Source organism: Bacteroides sp. D20, from assembly GCF_003436255.1.
GTDB classification, from domain to species: domain Bacteria; phylum Bacteroidota; class Bacteroidia; order Bacteroidales; family Bacteroidaceae; genus Bacteroides; species Bacteroides uniformis.
On the sequence record NZ_QSOO01000008.1, the window covers coordinates 1 to 22,113 of the forward strand.

At 46.6% G+C, this 22,113-nt stretch carries 22 protein-coding genes and 1 other RNA gene; 10 read left to right on the forward strand and 13 right to left on the reverse strand.

The features are described from left to right. Positions 1 to 54: 54 nt before the first annotated feature. Entirely contained in the window at positions 55 to 405 is a 351-nt protein-coding gene (locus DXD78_RS09835; protein ID WP_117652693.1) for a pyocin knob domain-containing protein, read from the reverse strand. A gap of 108 nt (positions 406 to 513) precedes the next feature. Here DXD78_RS09835 and DXD78_RS09840 point away from each other — a divergent pair, with 108 nt between their 5' ends. The 7 genes from DXD78_RS09840 to DXD78_RS09870 all read left to right on the forward strand — a co-directional run bounded on the left by DXD78_RS09840 (position 514) and on the right by DXD78_RS09870 (position 3,902). Further along, the gene (locus DXD78_RS09840) at positions 514 to 1,125 is read left to right on the forward strand and encodes a recombinase family protein (RefSeq protein WP_117652694.1); all 612 of its coding nucleotides are present in this window, start codon (positions 514 to 516) and stop codon (positions 1,123 to 1,125) included. Positions 1,126 to 1,147: 22 nt separating this feature from the next. Then, a complete protein-coding gene (locus DXD78_RS09845) occupies positions 1,148 to 1,741 on the forward strand; it encodes a master DNA invertase Mpi family serine-type recombinase (protein WP_117652695.1) in 594 nt (197 codons plus the stop codon). A 258-nt stretch (positions 1,742 to 1,999) separates the two neighbouring features. Beyond that, positions 2,000 to 2,341, forward strand: coding sequence for a hypothetical protein (locus DXD78_RS09850; RefSeq protein ID WP_117652696.1), 342 nt, complete (start codon positions 2,000 to 2,002; stop codon positions 2,339 to 2,341). 22 nt (positions 2,342 to 2,363) lie between these two features. Continuing rightward, a complete protein-coding gene (locus DXD78_RS09855; RefSeq protein WP_117652697.1) occupies positions 2,364 to 2,888 on the forward strand; it encodes a glycoside hydrolase family 108 protein in 525 nt (174 codons plus the stop codon). Continuing rightward, positions 2,885 to 3,346 carry a DUF6808 domain-containing protein gene (locus tag DXD78_RS09860; RefSeq protein ID WP_117652698.1) on the forward strand — a complete coding sequence of 154 codons (462 nt, stop codon included), beginning with the start codon at positions 2,885 to 2,887 and terminating at the stop codon, positions 3,344 to 3,346. The genes DXD78_RS09855 and DXD78_RS09860 overlap by 4 nt, the downstream gene beginning before the upstream one ends. 114 nt (positions 3,347 to 3,460) lie before the next feature. Beyond that, positions 3,461 to 3,643, forward strand: coding sequence for a hypothetical protein (locus DXD78_RS09865; RefSeq protein WP_117652699.1), 183 nt, complete (start codon positions 3,461 to 3,463; stop codon positions 3,641 to 3,643). Positions 3,644 to 3,662: 19 nt separating this feature from the next. Beyond that, positions 3,663 to 3,902 (forward strand): hypothetical protein, encoded by a 240-nt coding sequence (locus DXD78_RS09870; RefSeq protein WP_117652700.1) that lies wholly within the window; start codon positions 3,663 to 3,665, stop codon positions 3,900 to 3,902. A 50-nt stretch (positions 3,903 to 3,952) separates the two neighbouring features. Here the strand turns inward: DXD78_RS09870 and DXD78_RS09875 are convergent, their stop codons facing one another. Continuing rightward, a complete protein-coding gene (locus DXD78_RS09875; protein WP_117652701.1) occupies positions 3,953 to 5,158 on the reverse strand; it encodes a site-specific integrase in 1,206 nt (401 codons plus the stop codon). A 126-nt stretch (positions 5,159 to 5,284) separates the two neighbouring features. After that, positions 5,285 to 5,683: a transfer-messenger RNA gene (gene ssrA, locus DXD78_RS09880) on the reverse strand. An 820-nt stretch (positions 5,684 to 6,503) separates the two neighbouring features. On the opposite strand from ssrA, the gene DXD78_RS09885 reads away from it, so the two are divergent. The 3 genes from DXD78_RS09885 (at position 6,504) to DXD78_RS09895 (ending at position 11,681) form a co-directional block, all read left to right on the forward strand. Next, entirely contained in the window at positions 6,504 to 9,332 is a 2,829-nt protein-coding gene (locus DXD78_RS09885) for a beta-glucosidase (protein ID WP_009038092.1), read from the forward strand. Positions 9,333 to 9,433: 101 nt separating this feature from the next. Further along, a complete protein-coding gene (locus tag DXD78_RS09890) occupies positions 9,434 to 10,561 on the forward strand; it encodes a lactonase family protein (protein WP_009038091.1) in 1,128 nt (375 codons plus the stop codon). 70 nt (positions 10,562 to 10,631) lie between these two features. Further along, positions 10,632 to 11,681 carry a DUF4831 family protein gene (locus tag DXD78_RS09895; RefSeq protein WP_034529662.1) on the forward strand — a complete coding sequence of 350 codons (1,050 nt, stop codon included), beginning with the start codon at positions 10,632 to 10,634 and terminating at the stop codon, positions 11,679 to 11,681. 7 nt (positions 11,682 to 11,688) lie between these two features. On the opposite strand, the gene DXD78_RS09900 is transcribed toward DXD78_RS09895, so the two are convergent. The 10 genes from DXD78_RS09900 to DXD78_RS09945 form a co-directional block, all read right to left on the reverse strand. Beyond that, the gene (locus tag DXD78_RS09900) at positions 11,689 to 12,042 is read right to left on the reverse strand and encodes a PqqD family protein (protein WP_005831929.1); all 354 of its coding nucleotides are present in this window, start codon (positions 12,040 to 12,042) and stop codon (positions 11,689 to 11,691) included. Between the two features lie 19 nt (positions 12,043 to 12,061). Beyond that, positions 12,062 to 13,453 (reverse strand): MFS transporter, encoded by a 1,392-nt coding sequence (locus DXD78_RS09905; protein ID WP_005832845.1) that lies wholly within the window; start codon positions 13,451 to 13,453, stop codon positions 12,062 to 12,064. A gap of 153 nt (positions 13,454 to 13,606) precedes the next feature. Beyond that, positions 13,607 to 13,996, reverse strand: a complete 390-nt coding sequence (secG, locus tag DXD78_RS09910) for a preprotein translocase subunit SecG (protein ID WP_009038088.1) — start codon at positions 13,994 to 13,996, stop codon at positions 13,607 to 13,609. Positions 13,997 to 14,000: 4 nt separating this feature from the next. Beyond that, entirely contained in the window at positions 14,001 to 14,774 is a 774-nt protein-coding gene (locus tag DXD78_RS09915) for a hypothetical protein (protein WP_005831938.1), read from the reverse strand. 4 nt (positions 14,775 to 14,778) lie between these two features. Beyond that, the gene (locus tag DXD78_RS09920) at positions 14,779 to 15,303 is read right to left on the reverse strand and encodes an LptE family protein (protein ID WP_005831940.1); all 525 of its coding nucleotides are present in this window, start codon (positions 15,301 to 15,303) and stop codon (positions 14,779 to 14,781) included. After that, positions 15,290 to 16,540, reverse strand: coding sequence for a sigma-54-dependent Fis family transcriptional regulator (locus tag DXD78_RS09925; RefSeq protein ID WP_005831941.1), 1,251 nt, complete (start codon positions 16,538 to 16,540; stop codon positions 15,290 to 15,292). The genes DXD78_RS09920 and DXD78_RS09925 overlap by 14 nt, the downstream gene beginning before the upstream one ends. A gap of 1 nt (position 16,541) precedes the next feature. Next, complete coding sequence (gene pdxA / locus DXD78_RS09930) at positions 16,542 to 17,639, reverse strand: 4-hydroxythreonine-4-phosphate dehydrogenase PdxA (RefSeq protein WP_005831943.1); 1,098 nt, start codon at positions 17,637 to 17,639, stop codon at positions 16,542 to 16,544. Between the two features lie 5 nt (positions 17,640 to 17,644). After that, complete coding sequence (locus tag DXD78_RS09935; protein WP_005831945.1) at positions 17,645 to 18,700, reverse strand: DUF4837 family protein; 1,056 nt, start codon at positions 18,698 to 18,700, stop codon at positions 17,645 to 17,647. A 70-nt stretch (positions 18,701 to 18,770) separates the two neighbouring features. Beyond that, entirely contained in the window at positions 18,771 to 19,811 is a 1,041-nt protein-coding gene (gene rlmN, locus DXD78_RS09940; protein ID WP_008665254.1) for a 23S rRNA (adenine(2503)-C(2))-methyltransferase RlmN, read from the reverse strand. A 152-nt stretch (positions 19,812 to 19,963) separates the two neighbouring features. Continuing rightward, positions 19,964 to 22,102, reverse strand: coding sequence for a SurA N-terminal domain-containing protein (locus DXD78_RS09945; protein WP_005831949.1), 2,139 nt, complete (start codon positions 22,100 to 22,102; stop codon positions 19,964 to 19,966). Between the last annotated feature and the right edge of the window lie 11 nt (positions 22,103 to 22,113).

Here is a 22,113-nt window from a genome sequence, read left to right on the forward strand (position 1 = left end):
TTTAAGGGGCAAAGGATTCGGCAAGAAATAGAAGGGTGCAATTAATCCTCCAGATTAGGTAAGAGTTACTGACCTCCAGTCTCCCCAACTAACATTATCACCACTGGCTTTCCTCACTAAAATTCTCGAACCTCCACTGTATATCTGTAATATGTAATCGAGGGCTTTAAACACCAACAAGATTCCAAAACCATCATATGGCATGTTCTGAATGCCGCTATTTATTCTATAATAACCAGTATTCGTTGCAATATTAGCGTCATTAATTGAACCTCTATATTTAAACAGTGCACTCAACAAATCACCGGGAGCGATAAGCACGCTGTCCTTACCTTTCAAGCCTCGCACATAGTCCACACTACTTACTGAAGTCATCTCATTTTCTTTAATATCTTGTTCTGCCATACTTCTGTACATTTAAGGGGCGAATCCTCCGGATTATGAAAACTTTATGTTCGATACTTTATTAATTGCATATAAATTCTTACTTTTAAAGGAGAAAAACAGAATCCTATGAATTACGGTTACATACGGGTCAGCAGTGAAAAACAGACCGTTGAAAACCAACGGTACGAGATTATGCAATATTGCAAGCGCAAGGGGCTCATTATAGATAAGTGGATTGAAGAGAGTGTGTCTGGTGCCAGGCATCCCAATGTGCGGAAATTAGGTAAGATACTGAATACGATAGACCAAGGCGATACCATATATGTTACGGAACTTTCAAGACTTGGACGTTGTGCGTATATGGTTATAGCTATCATATCTCATTGTCTGATTGCCAAAGCCAATATTGTGGAAATCCGTGATGACAAGCTTATTAAAGATGATTCAGATTCTGTGCAAGATACGTTTTTAAAGGTCTTATTTGCTCAAAGAGAGCGGGAAGATATATCAAGGAGAACCAAAGCCGGACTTGCCAGGCGGGTAGCCATGGGGATGAAGCTTGGGCGAAAACCAGGTGTTCAGAATTCCCATTATAAATTGACTGGAAAGGAACGGCTAATAAAAAAGATGTTTGAATACGGATATTCCAAAGCCGCCATTTGTAGAAGGCTGCAATGTAATCCGATAACTTTGGATAGGCATCTTATAAGGATGTGCTATTTTCTACCTTGTAATTGAGTTTTATATCTTTGCGTGAAAAATGATTTACGCGTATATTAGAGTCAGTACAGATAAACAAACGGTTGAGAATCAGAAATTTGAGATAGAGAAATTTTGTAAGATAAGAGAACTGCAAATAGACAAATGGGTGTCGGAAACCATATCCGGTACCAAGTCTGCAAAAGAACGGAAGCTTGGCGCTTTGCTGAAAAAACTTAAAAAGGGTGATACCCTTATTTGCTCTGAAATTAGTCGTCTTGGGCGTCGTCTGATGGAAGTGATGAGCATTCTAAACACTCTCATGCAAAAAAAAATCACTGTTCTGACTGTAAAGGAGAAGTATGAGTTGGGTAACAATATACAGTCTCAGATTCTTGCCTTCGCTTTTGGTCTGTCAGCTCAGATTGAACGTGATTTGATTTCGCAACGGACCAAAGAAGGTCTTGCCAGGCGTGTTGCCGAAGGACAGAAATTAGGGCGGCATAAGGGTGGGCATAACTCGCATTACAAGCTGACGGGCAAAGAAGGATTGATTAAAACTATGCTTGAATACGGATATTCTAAAGCTGCCATTTGTAGAAAATTGAAATGCAATCCTAAAACATTGGATGACCATTTAAAAAGGATGCAATAAGTAATCGGATTTCAAATATAAATTCCTGTATTTGCTTGTAGAAATGCATATAAACACCAAGAGCTTGGTGGCAACTTACGTTGTCATCGAGCTCTTTTTTTATGTCCTTTTTCAAGGTTGTGGAAGCAATTACTTTTGCTGTCACGGAATGTCAGTGGAAAATTGTAATTCAACAACTTGTTTGATTTTGCCTGATGTACATTTGTGCGGTGTCGGACAAAAAATGGTTATTAGTAGATTATTAAATGAATTGGTGAAATGGATATGAATGATTGGGTTATGCTGGTGACCGCCCTCGGTGGCATCGAGGGCATCAAGCAGCTTATTAAGTGGTGGATGTCGCGCAAGACCAATGCGCGTATTGAGGACGCACATGCTGATGTCGAGGAGTTCAAGGCATTACGGGAGTACAACGAGTTCCTGCAGAAGCAGCTTTCGGAGAAGGAACAGCGGTTTGTGGAGCAGACTGACCGGCTCCGTAAGGCACAGGATGAGCTGTTTACACTGAAGGAGACTAATTCTGACCTGAAACTGGAACTGGCACTGAAACGGTGTGAGAGAAAGAAGTGCGGTGATAGAGAACCGCAAAATGGGTATTAATTGAATAAGGAGGAAAATTGAAATGGCGAATGTGAATCAACTTGCACCGTTTATCCTAAAGTGGGAAGGCGGTTTCGTGAATGACCCGGCAGACCTTGGAGGTGCTACGAATATGGGGGTGACTATCGGTACGTGGAAGTCATGCGGCTATGACAAGGACGGTGACGGTGATATAGACGTGGATGACCTGCATCTGCTTACCCGTGAGGATGTCGTTAAACGGGTGCTCAAGCCGCATTATTGGGACAGATGGAAGGCAGATTTGATAACAAGCCAGTCCGTAGCAAATATCCTTGTCGATTGGGTGTGGGCATCCGGTGCACACGGAATAAAGATTCCTCAACGTTTGCTTGGTGTTACTGTGGATGGAATAGTAGGTCCTAAGACACTTGCTGCGGTGAATGCCAGGAACCCGCGTGAGTTGTTCGACCAGATCAAGATTGCACGGTTCGATTTCATCGAGGATATATGCAAAAAACGTCCGGCGAACAATAAATTTAAGAGAGGTTGGATGAATCGGATTAATGATTTGAGATTCGAGGAATGAAAAAGTTACCGTGGATATTAATTGTACTGCTGGCAATTGCTTGTATAGTGGTTTGGTTCCGTCCGCATGAGCAGCCTCCGGCTGAAGTTCGTGTAGAGACGAAGATAAAGACGGTTGTCAAGGTAGATACGATGCTTATCTCTGCACCGATGGCTGTGTTCTGGCGTTTCGTGCCGGATGATACGACACGGATAGGTGATACCTTGCTCCATCGCCGACAAGTAGTGTATTCAGACAGCTCGTATCGGGCTGTGGTAAGTGGATATGTTGACCCTCGGCTGGATAGTATGATGGTGTATCCGAAGACTGTGTATCAGACGGTGACGAATGATATCTATCATCCGGTGGTTGTCAAGTCGAAGAAGAAGCGCTGGGGATTAGGGTTGCAGGTAGGATATGGCTATCCGGGTGGTTTTTATGTCGGTGGTGGGGTGAGTTATAATTTGTTTATGTGGTAGAAAAAACATACCTTTGTTGCTGTAGTAGTTTTACTTATCATTCATTTGATAAGTGGCCCCGGCTTCCGTCGGGGCTTTTCATATTTATAAAAGAAACGGTATTTGCTTGTTTCAATGAAAACGGAATTGATAGAGAATATAGGTTTTACAGAGGAGGAATACAATGCCAGGACTTTGGGTGAGGGTGTTGCCTCCTTTGATGAATTCATAAATGCGATAGTCGCATTTGTGGAAGAAAGTGGCGGCAGTCTGGAGGATGCCGTTGATATGGCGAACGACGCGTATTTTCAATTATAAATGATTATATAAAGTAGCTATGGCAGAAGAAAGTAAATATGCTTACGACGAGGAATCCGTCAAGGCAATAATCGAATGGGCACAAACAACCCAATTGCCCAAGGAAGTGACATTAAGCGAGTCGGAACACATCATCGACACCTCCATGTACGTCCACGCCAACATCTGCGACATAAACCAGCACTATCCGGACCCGTTCTACAATCCGGCGATTGACAGGTTGTATCGGTTGAAAGAATATATGGAAGATAATATGTAGGACTGTAGGAGCGTAGGAGGCTAATATTAGCCTCCTAATATAATACGCATCTACATATCTGGGAAATGATTCTTTATTTTATCACTATTTATCGCAAAATTCTTGCGGACATACCGTTCGGTTGTATCAATTGATTTATGTCGGAAGTGCCGCTGTAACTCCCATGTGTCAACACCAGCATTAACCAACTCTACCCCACCCGAATGTTTGAAACTGTACAATTTGTATTCAGCTGACAATCCCAACCTATTCCGAAATGCATTGAATCGATTTCTGAAGTTATTCTTTCCTAATGGCTTCACGCCAGGAACTCCCTTCGCACCGAACAAGTATAAATCCCGATTGTATTCATTCAGTTTTGCCTTCAACATGGCATTATATAATTGCCTGGGAATACACACATGTTCTGTCTGCCTATTCTTGCTTTTGTCTTGTGGAACTCTTATTACCTTGTTTTCAAAGTCTACATCTCCTACTTGCAACAAGCGACATTCGTTAGGGCGAATGGCACAATAATATTCCAACTGACAGACAAGTAACAACTGAGGATCGTACTTGCGCATGACAGCAATTATTTTTGTACGTTCTTGTTCTGGAATAGGACGTGGAGCCTTGTCCACCACAATACCGATATTGGGGATGTTAGACACAGGGTTATTCTTCAATAGTTTCTTTTTTATCAGATAGTCAAAAAAAGCATGAAGAATTTGGGCATATTTCTGAATCGTAAGCCTACTCAAGTTACCATCTTCAGCAATGCAACGAAGGAACTCACATACATGTTCCTCGCTGATGACACCCACATGTACCGCATCAAGCCTGCATTGCTCAGTCCATTCGCAGAATATGCGAAGTTTTGAACGATAAGTTTGGTAAGACTTTTCTGTAACACTGTTTTTTTTCCTCAAAAGGAACTCGGAAAGGTGAGTACGGATAGTCACAACACTCTCTTTCTCCCTGCCCCATCGTTCGGCATACTTCTGCACAAGCAACGCATCTTCATACGTCACCTTCTCACGACCGAATGGAGACCAACCTTCTTCCATCTTCGTTCGCAATTTCGCAATAATAGTATTGGCCAACTCATAGCGTTCTTCGGCAGATTTCAGTTTTTTAAATCCAGAATACTCTCGAAATCGCTTCATGTTTCCGGTATATGGATCTCTGACAGAGTATTCCACAAACCAATCTTTCGATAAGTCACCACCATTGTCGACCAAATGAGGCAACACAATAGCCATTTGTCTTCTTCCCATTTCACATTGTTTTTGTTGTTAATAGTTTGACGATTTACTAACCACATACAAAAACAGACATTTATATAATAGAAATAGACATTTATTAAATAAATAAACCGCTATAAATAAGCGGTTTATAATATTTAGTGGAGCTGGAGGGAATCGAACCCTCGTCCAAACGAGGAAATCATAAGCTTTCTACATGCTTATCTTTGCCTAAATTTTCGTGCAGCGGCAGAACCAAAGCCATCAACCGTTGCCTTATCCTCTAAATTTTCACCCGCGCCACGAGGCTGACACGAACTATCCCCGATTTGACTGCACCACTTTATCGGAATGCTTCGGAGCAACAGCTTCCGAGTGATGTCACGTCCCAGCACCTGGTGCCGGGATTAAGCTTCAATCTACTATACTTCGATTAAGCAGCGAGAGCGTAACGAGTTTCGCCAGATAAAATTTTGAGGACTGAGATTAAAGTGCAAATCAACGACGCACTGCATGCTTACTTACCATTTCTGCCCGCTGTCAAATCCAGTCAACCCCATGACTTTGTAACGGTCTGAAATTTAAAAGATTGCGTAACTCATTGCTAAGTAGGGAGGGTGAAAAAGGGATAAATGCTACTTTATTTTTCATCCTCTACCGCTTTCTTTGGCCCAAAGATACATATTCTTTTATTAGCAATCACCATATATTTACAAATATTAGCTAATACTGACTTTTCGTGATAAAAACAATAATCTTCCATACATAGAATATGTGCACCCCATTGTCATCAATGTTCAAACAGCTACCAAAGCCAGTATCCGTTGACGGAATTACCCCCTGCAAGAGGGAATATCTATCTTCTGTAATGGATATTTGCACAAAAGAGATGGGAAGTTAACGGAAAAAGTCTCTGAAGTTAACTGAAAAACCGGAAAGAATTAAGGAAGCAATCTATCCCAAACTTTGGTTTTTCCATACCCAACCTTGGGATGTCTAAACCAAGGTTGGGTTTAGACATCCCAAGGTTGAAAAGAAAGTTCTTCCGTACAAGCAACAATTCCGTCAACAGATTCCTATTATATAAATACACCCTCGTTTAACAGATGTAGCCGTAATACTTGTATACACCGCGATTGCATCTACTTTTCAGGTTATTATAGTGTTCTCTCTTTCTTTTTAAAAGTGAATGATATGTTTCGTCTAATAATGATTTGAATTCCCCGGTAGCGTCTTGGAGGATATTTTTAGTAAGAGGAAGACCCTTCGGACAATAAAAGCCGATACTTCGGACTATTTTATCCCTTTATTTCACACATTAGCCGTATTTTTGTCAACAAAAGAAACAATAATAACCAAGAGATTTTTAGAACATATCATGAAGAACCTTATTGCCCTAACCCTGCTGCTTGGAGGAAGCACACTGCTCTGCGCACAAAAGCCTGCCAAAACACCGGCAACCTACAAGCCGGTGAAAAGTGAAATGTACCGCAAAGGTTGGATAGACTTCAACAAAAACGGAGTGAAAGACGTGTACGAAGACCCCTCCGCCCCGCTCGAAGCACGCATCGAAAACCTGCTGCAACAGATGACGCTGGACGAAAAGACCTGCCAAGTGGTCACCCTCTACGGCTACAAACGCGTACTGAAAGACGACCTCCCCACCCCCGAATGGAAAGAGCTGCTCTGGAAAGACGGTATCGGCGCCATCGACGAACACCTGAACGGCTTCCAGCAATGGGGGCTGCCTCCCTCGGACAATGCCTACGTCTGGCCCGCCTCGCGCCACGCCTGGGCACTGAACGAGGTGCAACGGTTCTTTGTGGAAGATACCCGTCTCGGCATCCCCGTAGACTTTACCAACGAAGGCATACGCGGCGTGGAAAGCTACCGCGCCACCAACTTCCCCACCCAACTGGGACTGGGACATACCTGGAACCGTGAACTGATTCGCCAAGTAGGACTCATCACCGGACGCGAAGCCCGCATGCTGGGCTACACCAACGTCTACGCCCCCATCCTCGACGTAGGACGCGACCAGCGCTGGGGACGCTACGAAGAAGTTTACGGCGAATCTCCCTACCTCGTAGCCGAACTGGGCATCGAAATGGTGCGCGGCTTGCAGCACAACCACCAAGTGGCCGCCACCGGCAAGCACTTTGCCGCTTACAGTAACAACAAAGGCGCCCGCGAAGGCATGGCACGCGTGGACCCGCAAATGTCGCCGCGCGAAGTGGAAAACATACACATCTACCCCTTCAAACGCGTCATCCGGGAAGCTGGCATGCTGGGCGTAATGAGTTCGTACAACGATTACGACGGCATCCCCGTACAGGGCAGCTACTACTGGCTCACCACCCGCCTGCGTGGCGAAATGGGATTCCGTGGCTACGTCGTATCCGACAGTGACGCCGTAGAATACCTCTACACCAAGCACGGCACCGCCAAAGACATGAAAGAAGCCGTCCGCCAAAGCGTGGAAGCCGGGCTGAACGTACGCTGTACCTTCCGCTCGCCCGACTCCTTCGTCCTTCCCCTCCGCGAACTGGTGAAGGAAGGCGGACTGAGCGAAGAAGTCATTAACGACCGTGTGCGCGACATCCTCCGGGTAAAGTTCCTCATCGGTCTGTTCGATGCCCCCTACCAGACAGACCTTGCCGGTGCCGACCGTGAAGTGGAAAAAGAAGAGAACGAAGCCATCGCCTTGCAGGCATCCCGCGAGTCCATCGTTCTGCTGAAGAATGCCGGTGAGCTGTTGCCCTTAGACATCAACTCCACCAAGAAGATTGCCGTCTGTGGTCCCAATGCCAATGAAGAAGGCTACGCGCTGACCCATTACGGCCCACTTGCCGTAGAAGTGACCACTGTGCTGGAAGGCATTCAAGAAAAGACAAAAGGCAAGGCAGAGGTGCTCTACACCAAAGGCTGCGACCTGGTGGACGCCCACTGGCCCGAAAGTGAAATCATAGACTATCCGCTGACCGACGACGAACAAGCCGAGATAGACAAAGCCGTAGAAAATGCCCGTCAAGCTGATGTTGCCATCGTAGTATTGGGCGGCGGACAACGCACCTGCGGCGAAAACAAATCGCGTACCAGCCTCGACCTGCCCGGCCGGCAGTTGCAACTGCTTCAAGCCATACAAGCCACGGGCAAGCCCGTCGTACTGATACTCATCAACGGACGCCCGCTCTCCATCAACTGGGCAGACAAGTTCGTCCCCGCCATCCTCGAAGCCTGGTATCCCGGCTCCAAAGGCGGAACAGCCCTGGCCGACATCCTCTTCGGCGACTACAACCCCGGTGGAAAGCTGACGGTGACCTTCCCCAAGACCGTAGGGCAAATCCCCTTCAACTTCCCCTGCAAGCCTTCTTCACAGATAGACGGCGGTAAGAATCCGGGACCTACGGGCAACATGTCACGCATCAACGGAGCACTCTACCCCTTCGGCTACGGCTTGAGCTACACCACCTTCGAGTACTCCGACCTCGACATCACCCCCCGAGTCATCACCCCGAACGAGTCTGCCACCGTCCGCCTGAAGGTGACCAACACCGGCAAACGTGCCGGAGATGAAGTAGTGCAGCTCTATATCCGCGACGTACTGAGCAGCATCACCACCTACGAAAAGAATCTTGCAGGCTTCCAGCGCATCCACCTCGAACCGGGCGAAGCCCAGGAGCTGTCCTTCACCATCGACCGCAAGCACCTGGAGCTTCTGGACGCCGACATGAAATGGGTGGTGGAACCCGGCGACTTCGTGCTCATGGCCGGCGCCTCTTCCGAAGACATCCGCCTGAACGGAACGCTGACCGTAGAAGACTACCAGACCCGTGCCAAAGCCATTGAAGCCCAAAAACCAGCAAAGCGTGTGAGTGCCAGCACCAACCCAGAGGATGCCGAAAACGTGCTCGACGAAAAAATCAATACCGCATGGCAAGGAAATAAGGGAGATTATATTACCTTTGCCTTGAAGAACGGAGCCAAGGTAGATAAAGTTGCCATTGCCTTTACACGTGACAACAACCTGCCGGCAACCTTCGAAATCCAGCTCTCGGGCGGTGGCGGACAGTTCCTCACCGTATATTCGGGCACCGTCAGCGAATACGGCAAACTGATTTCCTATCCGTTCAAAGGCACTACCGCCAGCGACCTCCGCATCGTGCTGAACGATGACCGCGTCAGTATTGCCGAAGTTAAATTTTAATGTGCTAATGTGCCAATATGCTAATGTACCAATGACCATGCAGCATATACAGCGCAGCCAATTAGCACATTAGCATATTGGCACATTAACACATTAAATTAATGAAAACACTTCTTTTCTGTATGCTCGGATTAGGTTTGACAGCATGTGGCTCTTCTCCAAAGGGCACTAACGGTGACCAGGACGAACTCGCCATGCTAATAGGTACTTACACGAATGGCTCAAGCAAGGGTATCTATACCTTCCGCTTTAATCAGGAGACGGGAACAGCCGTTCCGCTCAGTTCAGCGGCATTGCCCAATCCCTCCTACCTCGTCCCCTCGGGAGATGGCGAATTTGTCTATGCCGTCAGTGAAATGAACGACAGCACAGCAGCCCTCAGCTCCCTTTCCTTAGACCGGGAAACGGGAGAACTGCGCCTGCTGAACACCGTTCCCACCTTCGGCGCCGACCCCTGCTACGTGGCCACCAATGGCCGGGAAGTGTTGACTGCCAACTACAGCGGTGGAACCATGTCCGTCTTTCCTTTACAGAAAGACGGCACTTTGGCTCCTGCAGACACGCTCTTTCAAGGCTCTGCCACCGGTCCCGACGCCATACGGCAAGCCACTCCCCACATCCATTGCACGGTCTTTTCACCGGACGGAAAGTATATCTTCGCCACCGACTTCAGTGCCGACCGCATCCTGCGCTTTGTGATGCACCCCGACAACCCTATTCCTCATGCTTCTCTGGAAGCCGTTGGCATTGAGGCAGATTCCGGCCCGCGCCATCTGACATTTAGCCCTAACGGGAAGTTTGCCTATCTCATCACCGAACTGTCCGGTAAGGTCATTGCCTTCAGTTACGACGACGGCTGCCTGGAACAGATACAGACTATCACAGCCGACACCGTAGCCGCCCGTGGAAGTGCAGACATCCACCTCAGTCCGGATGGGAAATACCTCTACGCCAGCAACCGTCTGAAAGAAGACGGCATCGCCATCTTTGCCGTGAATCCCGAAAATGGGACCTTGGCAAAGGTAGGTTATCAGCCCACCGGCATCCATCCCCGCAACTTCAACATCACGCCCAACGGTAAATACTTGCTTGCCGCCTGCCGCGACAGCAATGTCATTCAGGTATACAAACGAAACGAAGTTACCGGACTCTTGGAAGATACTCATCAGGACATTGTAGTCGACATGCCGGTTTGCGTACAGTTCGTCAGCTCTGTTAATAATTTATAAAGCAATATTTAGCAAAGATAACTTCATTAACTTTGTCCCTTAGCTAAATCAGTCTAAACGAATGTACATTATGAAGAAGAATATATTGATGCTCTCAGCTCTGTTCTTGTCTACCACTGCCCTGGCGCAAACAGACGTAACCACCGGTGTGATGCGTGGCAAAGACTACGGAGTGACCTATATGTTACCCAAAACAGAAATAGAAATCGTATTGCAAGCCACCAAGCATACCTACACTCCCGGAGAATTTTGCAGATATGCCGACCGCTATCTGCGTCTCAACAACGTGTCTGCCGAACCCGAGGAGTTCTGGACACTGGATAAGATAGAAACCCGCATAGCCGGTGTACCGGATAAGGACAACGTCTATTTCGTGAAGATGAAAGACAAGACCGTAGCACCCCTTATGGAGCTTACCGAAGACGGAATTGTCCGCTCCATCAACATTCCGTTCAGCGGTAAGCCTGCTGCCAAGACGCCCGAAGCCAAAGCCACCGAAAGCAGCATTGACCCACGCAGTTTTCTGACGGAAGAAATACTGATGTCCAACTCCAGTGCCAAGATGGCCGAGCTGGTGGCCAAGGAAATATACAGCATCCGCGAAAGCAAGAATGCCCTCCTGCGCGGCGAAGCAGACAATATGCCCAAGGACGGCGCCCAACTCAAGCTGATGCTTGACAATCTGAACCAGCAGGAAACGGCTATGACGGAAATGTTCTCGGGCAAAATAAAGAAAGAACCCAAGACATTCACCATCCGGCTGACGCCTAAAGAGATGAAAGATGAGGTGGCTTTCCGTTTTTCCCGAAAGCTGGGAGTGGTGGCCAATAATGACCTTGCCGGTGAACCGTATTATATCAGCGTCACCGACCTCAAAAGTCCCGATGTATCTGCCACCGAGGAAGGCAAAAAGAAAGTGGACGGTGTAGCCTATAACCTTCCGGGCAAGGCACAAGTGACATTGATGTATAACAATAAGAAATTGTTTGACGACCAACTTCCCATTACCCAATTCGGCACCGTAGAATACCTCGCACCGGTACTGTTCAACAAGAATTCTACCATCAAAGTGCTGTTTGATACGGCAACGGGAGGATTGATAAAAGTGGATAGGGAATAAAGGAATTCTAATTCCGGATTGTCAACTGGATAAATCCATCCTTACGCAACTGCATTACGTAGGCGGTGACCCGGGGAATATAATTCTCTTCCTCCCCAAAGTGCCTGGCAAGTAGAGAGATGATTTCGCGCACGGTACGATGTCCATCTATCAGATTCCAGACAGCTGTACCGTGTTCTTCCAGCCTCACATGGATGTCAGGAGACATCCCCTTCGGCAATAAAAAACGACGCATCCATTCGTATTTAAACCGTGGGTAGGCGAGTACGGCGCACTCACCTTCCCATTCGGTTGTTATATGTCCACAGCGGACCGGAACAGCGTCCAACAGACTTACTTTTCCTTCGGGTATTTCCATCATACGGTATCCGCTTTTCCTATTATTTCTGAATATTAGGCTCTTCCAGCTTATAACCATACTTCTTGTCTGCCTTCTTCAGCAGTAGAGCCACTATAAGGGACAAGCAGGCAATACCGGTAAAAATGCACATAGGCACCGTATAGTCATACATATTCGTTCCATCTGGTTTCTTGCCGGATATACAATAGGCATCAAGCACCCACCCTATCAATGTAGGAATACCCCAAAGACCGATATTCTGGATAAAGAAAATCAATGCGTATGCCGTACCCAACTGGCTTACCGGGAATATCTTGGCCACAGCCGGCCACATGGCAGAAGGTACCAGCGAGAAAGCGATACCCAAAATTATCATCAGCACAATAGCTACCAGCCAATAGTTTATATCGGGAATAGCATAAATGAAATGCACACATATCAGCATGGCCGAGCCCAGCAGCATGATAGATGCGGACTTGCCCCGCTTGTCAATGAAACCACCAAAGACCGGAGTCAGAATCAGCGCTCCCAATGCCGGAAGTCCGGCAAATGTACCGGCCACATTCTCATTGATACCGTATTTGATAATCATCAACTCGGAAGCAAACTTCTGGAATGGGAATACACAAGAGTAGAACAATACACACAGCAATGCTATCAGCCAGAAACCGGGATTGACCAGAATATTCTTCACATCCTTAAAAGAGAACTTCTCTTCCTCATCTTCCGTACCGGCAGCAATGGCAGCAGCTTCCATCTGTTTGTCCAGCTTCTTGTCCATCACTGCAAAAATGAAGAAAGCAATCATACCGCCCAACAACAGAACCAAACCCAACAACACCGGTGTGGAAATACCGAAAGCACGGGCCAAAGGAATGGCTACGGCATAACCGGCTTGCGAACCGATACGTGCTAAAGCAACTTGTACCCCCATAGCCGTGGCAAGCTCTTTCCCCTTAAACCACTTGGCTATGATTTTGGAAACTGTAATACCGGCGACCTCCGCTCCTACTCCAAAAATGGAATAACCGGCAAAAGCAACAAACACACCCGTTTTATAGCCAAATATTTCATTGATTCCGAATAAAGTCGCGTCGGCACCGGCAAGTCCCGTCATTGCATAGTATTCAAGTGCTGTACCACCTACCATCAGGATAGTTGCCAGCTTTCCGGTGAAACGGATACCAAAGCGGTCGAGGATTAATCCTCCCCAAATCAACATCAGGAAAAAAACATTCAGAAAACTATAACCACCGGTAAAGAATCCGAAGTCGGTACTCGACCAAGCCAAGTCCGTTTCCAACATTGTCTTCAACGGTGCTACCACGTCGTTTACATAATAAGCTGCCATCATCGTGAAGGCAACAATCACCAATGCCCCCCAACGGGTAGCCTTGGAATCATTCAATTTAAGTTTGAGTTGTTCTGTCATTGTACTATTTGGATTTCAATTTATTAATCAGATTGCATAAATTACTGACAAAGGTAAATAAATACTTCATCAAAACGAAAAAAGGCTGACACCTTTTCAGTATCAACCTTTCTCTTATTTTTCCAAGCGGGAGTCATCCGCAATATCCTTATCTTATTCTGCTGCAGGGGCTTCTGCTGCAGGAGCAGGAGCTTCAGCCGGAGTTGTAGCTGCAGGGGCCTCCGATTGCGGAGCTTCTGTACCTACGGGCATGTTATAAGGATTAGTTTTTTCTTCTTGTTGCGCCTGTTCCAGAATCACATCACCGCCCTTGCCTGTGGAAGAAGGAATAGTGTAAGCAGAAACAATACTGAAGACTACCATGACAGCTGCCAGAGTCCAGGTTGCTTTTTCCAAAAAGTCCGTAGTCTTGCGCACACCCATAATTTGGTTGGATGATGAAAAGCCTGATGCCAGACCACCTCCTTTAGAATTTTGAATCAATACAATGAAGCACATCAGCACAGATGCAATCAGCATTAAGATAACTAATAATAAATACATTTTGTTATTTTGATTTAGCGTTAATAATCAATTTCTCCAAAAATCTGATTTGGTCTGCAAAGTAAGCATTTTTTTTTGGATAATTCAAACTTAATTTTTTAATAATTTCAAGCGCCTTGTCATATCGGTGCTGTTTTATATAGATTTTGGCTAAAGTTTCCGTAAAACAGCTATCGTCCAACTCTTCCGTTACCGGCGATACTGAGGGTTCTTCCTCTTCTTCAGTCTCTTCCTCCTTCTCTACAAGAAACTCCCTTCTCGTATCCGAGGCATCCGAAGACTCACTCTTTTGGATAAAGTCATCTATCAATTCATGCCCGCGCAGTTTAGGCACTTCCGACTCATCTTCTGCATCCACACCGGGTTCTTCCTGCATTAAATAGGCCGTATAATCCACCGCATAATCCAGCTCCGTATGCTGTGAATGCTCTTCGGGAACAGTAGCCAGAAATGCGTCAATCAAGGAAAGGGTACGGTCCACACTCGGCTCTTTCTCCAAATCGCCGGAAAACAGCGACGAGACCTTCCGGGATTTCAAAGTATAGCGGTCACCCTCTATAAAGTAAAACAGCACACGACGGTCTGCCACATACAACACAGCCTTGCGCAACTCCGCGCCAAAGTTGATGTCGTGCAGCAGATAGAGGTTTTTCAGATAGAGCAAACGGAGCGACTGGAAATAAGGATAGCGTGCCACCAATGTGCGAAGCTCGTACAAAGTATCCCTATTCAGCGTCTCGGGATGCTGAATCCATTGTTGCAAATGGGTAGGCGTCATGAGTTTACCAGTTAGCTACAGTTGCATTGAAAATCTGTTCGGCAATGTCTTTCACCATCAAGGTTATCAGCTGGTCCTGCACTTCGGTCAGCAATTTTGAGGAATCATAGGTCTGGAAAGCCGAGAACTGCTGTTCAAAGTCCTCCTCATGGTTCGTGTTATTGGTGTAGCGCACGTTGACAGTCAGCGTCACCTTCACCTTCGAAGAGTAGCCGCTGGCATCCACCGATTCATTATATTGATTGTAGCCGGTTATTTCTCCGTCTATTTCCAGGTCTCCTCCGGAATTCACCAGTTGCAGGCGAGTCTGCTGAATGAACATATCCTTCATTTTCTGGTTAAATTCTGTTGCCAGCGGTGCATATACATACTCTGCCCGGTTCTGGAAATCGGCAATGGAAATCGTTTTTACCTTTGTATAGTCGATAGAGCTTATCGGAGCAAGTCCCAACTTCATACTACATGAATTCACCAGAAATAACAAGCTTACCAACAAGGAAGCAAATGCCGCTTTTTTAATCCAATCCATATTCTTTTATCTTTCTGTATAACGTACGCTCAGAGATATTCAAATCCTGAGCCGCACTCTTACGCTTGCCGTGATGTTTTTCAAGCGCCTTACGTATCATTTCTTTCTCCACTTCATCCAGGGAGAGTGACTCCTCCACATATTCTTCCGTATCCTGGAAATCATCGTCCACCGGAGTAACCGGCTTTACCGAAGGATGTATAATGGTGGGGACACTGGATGTTACCGGAGGTACCACCGCCGGAGTAGCCGGCGTATAGTAGGCCGATGTGGCAACCGCCGGATTGGCTACCGTTCCCCTTTCAGCCATAATCTCATGCACCAGCTTTTTCAAGTCCGTTACATCCTGGCGCATATCAAACAGAACCTGGTAGAGAATTTCCCGTTCACTCCCGAAGCTCTTGTCCTCCTTCACTCCAAACAAGGCAGGCAGGCGCTGCATATTGTTCTGCTCAGGCAGATAGCCCTTCAGTATGGATGCATTGATTTCACGATTGGTCTCAATGATGGATATCTGCTCGGTGATATTCTTCAACTGGCGCACATTACCCGGCCATGAGTAGCCCAGCAACACTTGCTTGCCGTCTTCCGTCAGCTGAATGGCAGGCATACGGTACTTTTCTGCAAAGTCCGAAGCAAACTTTCGGAACAGCAGCACCACGTCTTCACCGCGTTCGCGCAATGGAGGGACCTGAATAGGAACTGTGTTCAAACGGTAATACAAGTCTTCACGAAAACGTCCGTCAGCAATGGCTTGTGTCAAGTTTACATTGGTAGCGGCAACAATACGCACATCGGTCTTTTCCACCTTAGAAGAACCTACTTTGATGAATTCACCGCTCTCGAGCACACGCAACAAGCGTGCCTGGGTAGGCAAAGGCAATTCGCCGACTTCATCAAGGAAGATTGTTCCGCCGTTGGCCTCACCGAAATACCCCTTCCGTTCGCCGATAGCCCCGGTAAATGCGCCCTTCTCATGACCGAACAGTTCCGAGTCAATCGTCCCTTCGGGAATGGCTCCACAGTTCACGGCAATGTACTGTCCATGCTTGCGCCGGCTGTACTGGTGTATTATCTGCGGAAAGCTCTCCTTTCCCACACCACTCTCTCCGGTAATCAGTACAGACAAGTCGGTGGGCGCTACCTGGATAGCGATATCAATGGCACGCATCAGCGCTTCATTGTTGCCGATAATGCCGAAACGTAATTTTACTTGTTGTATTTCCGCTTTTGTCATTCTACAAATCTTCTTCTACACTATCGAGTTTCAGTTTGTCGCTATCGTCACGTTTCTCGTAATATTGCTTGCGCAGCGGATTTGCATGTGCCTCTTTCTCACGCTGGCGGTTACGGAACACATCTATTGCCACATAGATAGCCTGCCGGAATGAATCTTCAGAGGCGATTCCTTTCCCGGCAATATCGTAGGCCGTGCCATGAGCAGGCGAAGTGCGTATCACCGGCAAGCCGGCAGTATAGTTCACGCCCTCGTCCATAGCCAATGCCTTGAACGGTGCCAGCCCCTGGTCGTGATACATGGCCAGGATACCATCAAAATGGGTAAAGTTATCTGAGCCCATAAACCCGTCTGCCGGATAAGGACCATAGCAAAGCATACCCTTAGCAGCCATTTCGTTGATGGCCGGAATGATAATCTCCTGCTCTTCAGTTCCCAGCAATCCGCCGTCTCCTGCATGCGGATTCAGCGAAAGCACTGCAATACGCGGTGCGCTGATAGCAAAATCCTGCTTCAAGGAGCGGTTGAATATCTTCAGTTTTTCTTGTATCAGTTCTTTGGTGATGCTTCCGGCTATCTCTTTAACGGGAATATGTCCGGTCACCAATGCTACCCGGAAGTCATCTTTCATCAGAATCATAAGGGCCTTCTCGCCATCTCCCAATTTTTGCTCTATATACTCCGTATGTCCGGGGAAGGCAAACTCCTCCGACTGGATGGTATGCTTGTTGATGGGAGCTGTGACAATCACGTCTATCATTCCCTCCTTATATTCCTCAATGGCTTTTTCCAGTGCACCAAGTGCAGCTTTACCAGCTTCAACGTCAGGTTTAGAGAACTCAACCTTTACTTCATCATCCGTACAGTTCACTACACTCAAGCGATTGGGAACCGCTTCGGAGGCGGAGTTGACGATACTGAAGTTGGTAGGCAAGTCCAATGATTTACGATGATAAGCTGCCACTTTAGGCGAACCGTAGATAATCGGCGTGCACAATTCCAGCATCACCGGGTCTGCAAACGTCTTTAAAATCACTTCATACCCTACACCATTAATGTCGCCTTGTGTAATGCCGACTCTTATTTTGTTGTCTTCCATTTTTATTACTTATTATTAGTAGTATCTTTTGAGGTTACGCCTACCGGAATTTCCGCACCTTCCTGCTTGCTGCCGGGCAGTTTCAAGGTATAGAGCGAAGCCTCCATCTGACGTACCAGATTACGTTTCATTTTATCAGGTGAATAAATAAATATTTCAGATACGATAATACGCTGATTGGCCTTGTCCAAACGTACATGCGATACGAACGGACCGCCCATGAAGTCACCCTTTATGCGCCACAAGCCGCGGGCCTCCAGTGCATAGTCTCCCTGCACACTGATGGGGCGTACATCGGTCATCAGAGAATCCGTCGACATATACATGCCTTCACGGGCACCAGGGATATTAATCTTCATCACGGAATCGCGTTTATGAACAAAATATTCTTTAGTAAACGTATCCTTATCCGTATAAGGATAAGAGTAGATTACAAAGTTCTGGTCGCCGGTAGCTGCATTCGTACCTGCCCAGAAGAAGTTCTCACCCTCCTTGGTAGATGTCAGTTCGCCCGGCACCCATACATCGCAATCGAACTGGCTTTTCACCTTCGTTGCTATATAGTCGCTATGCTTGTCCTTCAATACTGAAATCTGACGATTCATTTCCGCATGGGTAAAGAAATCGATGATTACCTGCCTATTCTCCTCCACAAATTTCTCGAACGAAGCCTCGTCCGGTGCCTGAATAGTGAGAATAGACTGAGGAGCAGCATATACATTCCTTGCATACTTGAATTTAGGCTGGGTATAGAGGTCCTTGTTCACATCGACAATAATGATATTGCGAATCAGTTTTAAAGTGGCATCATAATTGGAAGGGGCAGTATACATGATTCGGAATGAACGTTCTGACTGGGGAAGCCCCGGAACATCAGAATCAAGCACATCGAAAAGCGCCCTACCGGCAGGACGTTCCCACAAGCCGGGCTCCACCACTACCAGAACTTCATACGCACGACCGCTGGAGGTCGGAGTAAACACACCCTTTTTACCACCACCGCAAGCGGAAAAAAGCGTCAGTACGAGAACCATACTCAAATAAAACAAGTGCTTTCTCATATCTCTATCATTTTAGTTTTTCACAAAGCTACGAAGAATGCGTAATATCCTCCCTACCTAAGTTAATAATTTATATTAATTCTTCTTTATTCTCCTCCTGCTTGGCAGTGGACAACATGCCACAAGCAGCAAATATATCCTCTCCACGCGATGACCGTATAGTGGTAAACAGACCGTGCGAAGTCAGATAATCACGGAACGCAGTCATGGTTTCCATATCAGCCCCTTCAAGATTCACTCCAGGTATGGCATGAAAACGAATCAGGTTAATCCGGCAGTCCAGCCCACGTAGCAACTTCAGAAGTTCCTTTGCATACGGTAACGAGTCATTCACTCCTTTGAAAACAATATATTCAAAAGATAGTCTGCGCTGTTTGCTAAAATCATAGTTTCTTAACAATTCAACAATCTCCGTGATGGAGAAGGCCTTCTCTGCCGGCATCAGCTCGCGACGTTGCAAAGGTATCGGCGAATGAAGGCTGATAGCCAGATGGCAGTCCGATTCCCCAATAAAACGCTGCAAGCCCTTCTTCAATCCCACTGAAGAAAGGGTGACACGCTTGGGACTCCACGCATATCCATAAGAGGCGGTCATTATTTCCAGCGCTTTCAATACCTCGTCCAGATTATCAAGTGGTTCGCCCATGCCCATCATTACCACATTGGTCAGCTTGTCCCTTTCGGGCAACGAACTGATTTGGTTGATAATCTGGTTGGATGTCAGATTGGCGGTAAAGCCCTGCTTGCCGGTCATACAGAATTTGCAGTTCATCTTACAGCCCACCTGAGAGGAGACACAAAGCGTAGCCCGGTCTTCGTCGGGTATATAGACAGCTTCCACGAAATGTCCCTCGCCTGCCCGGTATAAGTATTTCACCGTACCGTCTACAGAGCGCATGGCATCTACCGGCGCTTCGGCACCTACCTCATAGATTTCTTTCAGCAATTCCCGATGCTTCAACGAAAGATTGCTCATTTCGTCTATAGAAGCCACCTTCTTGTCATACAGCCAGGAAGCTATCTGCTTGGCAGAGAAACCGGGCATTCCCAAATTCTTCACCACATTCTGCAATTCAGCGAGCGTCAAGCCCAATAGAGGTCGTTTCTGCATATCGTTTTTCATTAAAACAAAACTCTTTCAAAAATGCAAAGGTAGGAATAAAGTTGCACAAAGACAACGGAGAGTGTAGAAAATGAAATGTACAGACAATGAAAAAGCCGCCCGGAAGTACCGGACGGCTTTTCAATATGGGTTTTCTATTCTTAGAAGAATAAATAACGTTGGTCTTTTACGTTGGCTTTCATATACAAGTCACTGATGAACTGGCTTGCCATACGTGCATGCATGTTAGCCAAGTTAGCCTCTTCAGTTTCCTTGTTGAATGTTTCGTTCAGCTTCTCTTTTGCATATGGTTGCAGAACGAATACACCACCGTTACCCTTGATAGGAGCACTCAGCTTGTTCACTTCAGCAATAGAAGCGTACGCGCCTACCAGAGGTTCGCTACTACGCAATGCCGGGATATAGGCAGGAGCAGAGAAAGTAACGTGCTTTACAGAATCACTGACAGCATTTGCCATATTCTTGTACTGCTCGAACGAAGTTGCATTGGCAGCCTTCATATCAGCCATAATCTTCTCTGCTTTCTTGTCACGGAGAATTTCAGCTCTCAACTGGTCCTTTACCAAAGCCAGTGGGCGATAACCTTCAGGAACAATACTTGCAACACCTACTACCAGCATACGGTCGCTCTCGCCACATTCGTACAAACCAGAAACTTCACCGGCTTTTGCCTCAAACGCCCATTTCAAAGCATCTTTGGTTCCTCTGATACCACCGATACCATGTTCAGAGCTGTACAAATCGGCTCTATCCAGCAACTTGTAACCAGCATCTTCCGCATTGGCAATCATTTTCTCTAAAGTATTGTTTGCAGCGATGAACTGGCTGAACTCATTGTATGCCTTGCTGTAAGTTTCCTTGCTGAATTCTACCGGACGCTTGATAACGGCTACCTTATATTTATCCTTGACAGCCTTCTTGTTGGTTACTTGCAAAATGACATTTGCTTGTCCCAACGCCAGATTGGTCAGTTCGTTCTGTCCCAAAGTTGTGACAGCGGTAATGTATTTCAAGTTGTCACCGTCAATCTGTGCGCCTTCGTAGTTAGCAGAAGAAATCCAGGTAGGCTCACCGGTCTGACCGTACTTCTTCGCAACTTCAGCAAAGCTGGCACCACCCTTAATAGCATTGTAGATGCTGTCGGCCAAAGTCTTCGTCTTTTCAGCATCTTCGGCAACTACCTGAATCTGACGGAACTCGATAGAGTCCGGCATGGCAGCAGTAGCCAATTTCTTGAAAGAGTTGAGGGTATTGTCAGATACGTTATAATAAGGCCCGAACACACCACCCACCGCAACAGAGTCCAAACGGGCTGTCACATCAGCAGGCAGAGACTTAGTAGTGTAGAACAAGTCTGTATAAGGAGCTTCGGAACCGGTAGAACGGATGAAGGTAGTATAGTCAGAAGGATTGGCAGTAAGTTGTTCGGTGTATTCTTCCATTTCCTTCTGGAGAGCAGCTCTGTCTTCTGCACTTGCAGTAACTTGCACATCAATGAACTTGATATTGCGAGTTTCCACATATTGCTTGAACTGTTCTTTCTTCTTGTCGTATGCAGCTTTCAAATCGGAATCCTTGATAACGATGGTAGAGTCAACGATAGAAGAATAGGGAACTGCAGCAAGCAGCAGGTCTGACTGCTCTACTCTTGCATCAAAAGCGTCCTGAGCTTCTACCGGGTTGGAGAAAAGAGATTTTGTAATCAAAGCCTGATACTTCTCCTGAAGACGTGCCTGGATAAGGGACTTTTCGAGGAAAGACCAGAACTTGTACATGGATTCATAGTATTCTGCATATTGTGAAGGCATCTGTGCCTTATTCATTTTTGAATAGTCCACCAAGAACTTCTTCAACATATCCTTATCAAACGCACCGGTCTGAGGATTACGGAACGGAGTCTGTTGCAGCATCGGATGCACACCGGCATTAATGATAGCCTGAATCTCAGCCTTCGATACAACCAGACCGAGTTTCTTTGCTTCCTTTTCAATCAGCTTATTATTGACGTATGTTCTCCATACTTCATCTTTGATTTGGTTTGTCTGCTCATCGCTCAATGCACTGTTGCCACTGGAGAACTTGATGACTTCTGTATATTCTTCTACCAATGCTTGAAAATCCTGAGCGGAAATTGATTCCCCGTTCACTTCACCTACGTCTTGTGACTGGTGTGGCTGAAGCACTTTCCACGCGTCACCTGCGATGAAAGCAAACAGCGCCAAACCAATAACAATCACCAATAAAGGTCCTTTAGACCGAATGTTTTGTAATGTTGCCATTTTAGTTAATA

Excerpts from the sequence above, each read along its gene's own strand:
- DXD78_RS09835 (WP_117652693.1), bottom strand. The coding sequence starts at position 405 with ATGGCAGAACAAGATATTAAAGAAAATGAGATGACTTCAGTAAGTAGT.
- DXD78_RS09840 (WP_117652694.1), top strand. The coding sequence starts at position 514 with ATGAATTACGGTTACATACGGGTCAGCAGTGAAAAACAGACCGTTGAA.
- DXD78_RS09845 (WP_117652695.1), top strand. The coding sequence starts at position 1,148 with ATGATTTACGCGTATATTAGAGTCAGTACAGATAAACAAACGGTTGAG.
- DXD78_RS09850 (WP_117652696.1), top strand. The coding sequence starts at position 2,000 with ATGGATATGAATGATTGGGTTATGCTGGTGACCGCCCTCGGTGGCATC.
- DXD78_RS09855 (WP_117652697.1), top strand. The coding sequence starts at position 2,364 with ATGGCGAATGTGAATCAACTTGCACCGTTTATCCTAAAGTGGGAAGGC.
- DXD78_RS09860 (WP_117652698.1), top strand. The coding sequence starts at position 2,885 with ATGAAAAAGTTACCGTGGATATTAATTGTACTGCTGGCAATTGCTTGT.
- DXD78_RS09865 (WP_117652699.1), top strand. The coding sequence starts at position 3,461 with ATGAAAACGGAATTGATAGAGAATATAGGTTTTACAGAGGAGGAATAC.
- DXD78_RS09870 (WP_117652700.1), top strand. The coding sequence starts at position 3,663 with ATGGCAGAAGAAAGTAAATATGCTTACGACGAGGAATCCGTCAAGGCA.
- DXD78_RS09875 (WP_117652701.1), bottom strand. The coding sequence starts at position 5,158 with ATGGGAAGAAGACAAATGGCTATTGTGTTGCCTCATTTGGTCGACAAT.
- DXD78_RS09885 (WP_009038092.1), top strand. The coding sequence starts at position 6,504 with ATGAAGAACCTTATTGCCCTAACCCTGCTGCTTGGAGGAAGCACACTG.
- DXD78_RS09890 (WP_009038091.1), top strand. The coding sequence starts at position 9,434 with ATGAAAACACTTCTTTTCTGTATGCTCGGATTAGGTTTGACAGCATGT.
- DXD78_RS09895 (WP_034529662.1), top strand. The coding sequence starts at position 10,632 with ATGAAGAAGAATATATTGATGCTCTCAGCTCTGTTCTTGTCTACCACT.
- DXD78_RS09900 (WP_005831929.1), bottom strand. The coding sequence starts at position 12,042 with ATGATGGAAATACCCGAAGGAAAAGTAAGTCTGTTGGACGCTGTTCCG.
- DXD78_RS09905 (WP_005832845.1), bottom strand. The coding sequence starts at position 13,453 with ATGACAGAACAACTCAAACTTAAATTGAATGATTCCAAGGCTACCCGT.
- secG (WP_009038088.1), bottom strand. The coding sequence starts at position 13,996 with ATGTATTTATTATTAGTTATCTTAATGCTGATTGCATCTGTGCTGATG.
- DXD78_RS09915 (WP_005831938.1), bottom strand. The coding sequence starts at position 14,774 with ATGACGCCTACCCATTTGCAACAATGGATTCAGCATCCCGAGACGCTG.
- DXD78_RS09920 (WP_005831940.1), bottom strand. The coding sequence starts at position 15,303 with ATGGATTGGATTAAAAAAGCGGCATTTGCTTCCTTGTTGGTAAGCTTG.
- DXD78_RS09925 (WP_005831941.1), bottom strand. The coding sequence starts at position 16,540 with ATGACAAAAGCGGAAATACAACAAGTAAAATTACGTTTCGGCATTATC.
- pdxA (WP_005831943.1), bottom strand. The coding sequence starts at position 17,639 with ATGGAAGACAACAAAATAAGAGTCGGCATTACACAAGGCGACATTAAT.
- DXD78_RS09935 (WP_005831945.1), bottom strand. The coding sequence starts at position 18,700 with ATGAGAAAGCACTTGTTTTATTTGAGTATGGTTCTCGTACTGACGCTT.
- rlmN (WP_008665254.1), bottom strand. The coding sequence starts at position 19,811 with ATGCAGAAACGACCTCTATTGGGCTTGACGCTCGCTGAATTGCAGAAT.
- DXD78_RS09945 (WP_005831949.1), bottom strand. The coding sequence starts at position 22,102 with ATGGCAACATTACAAAACATTCGGTCTAAAGGACCTTTATTGGTGATT.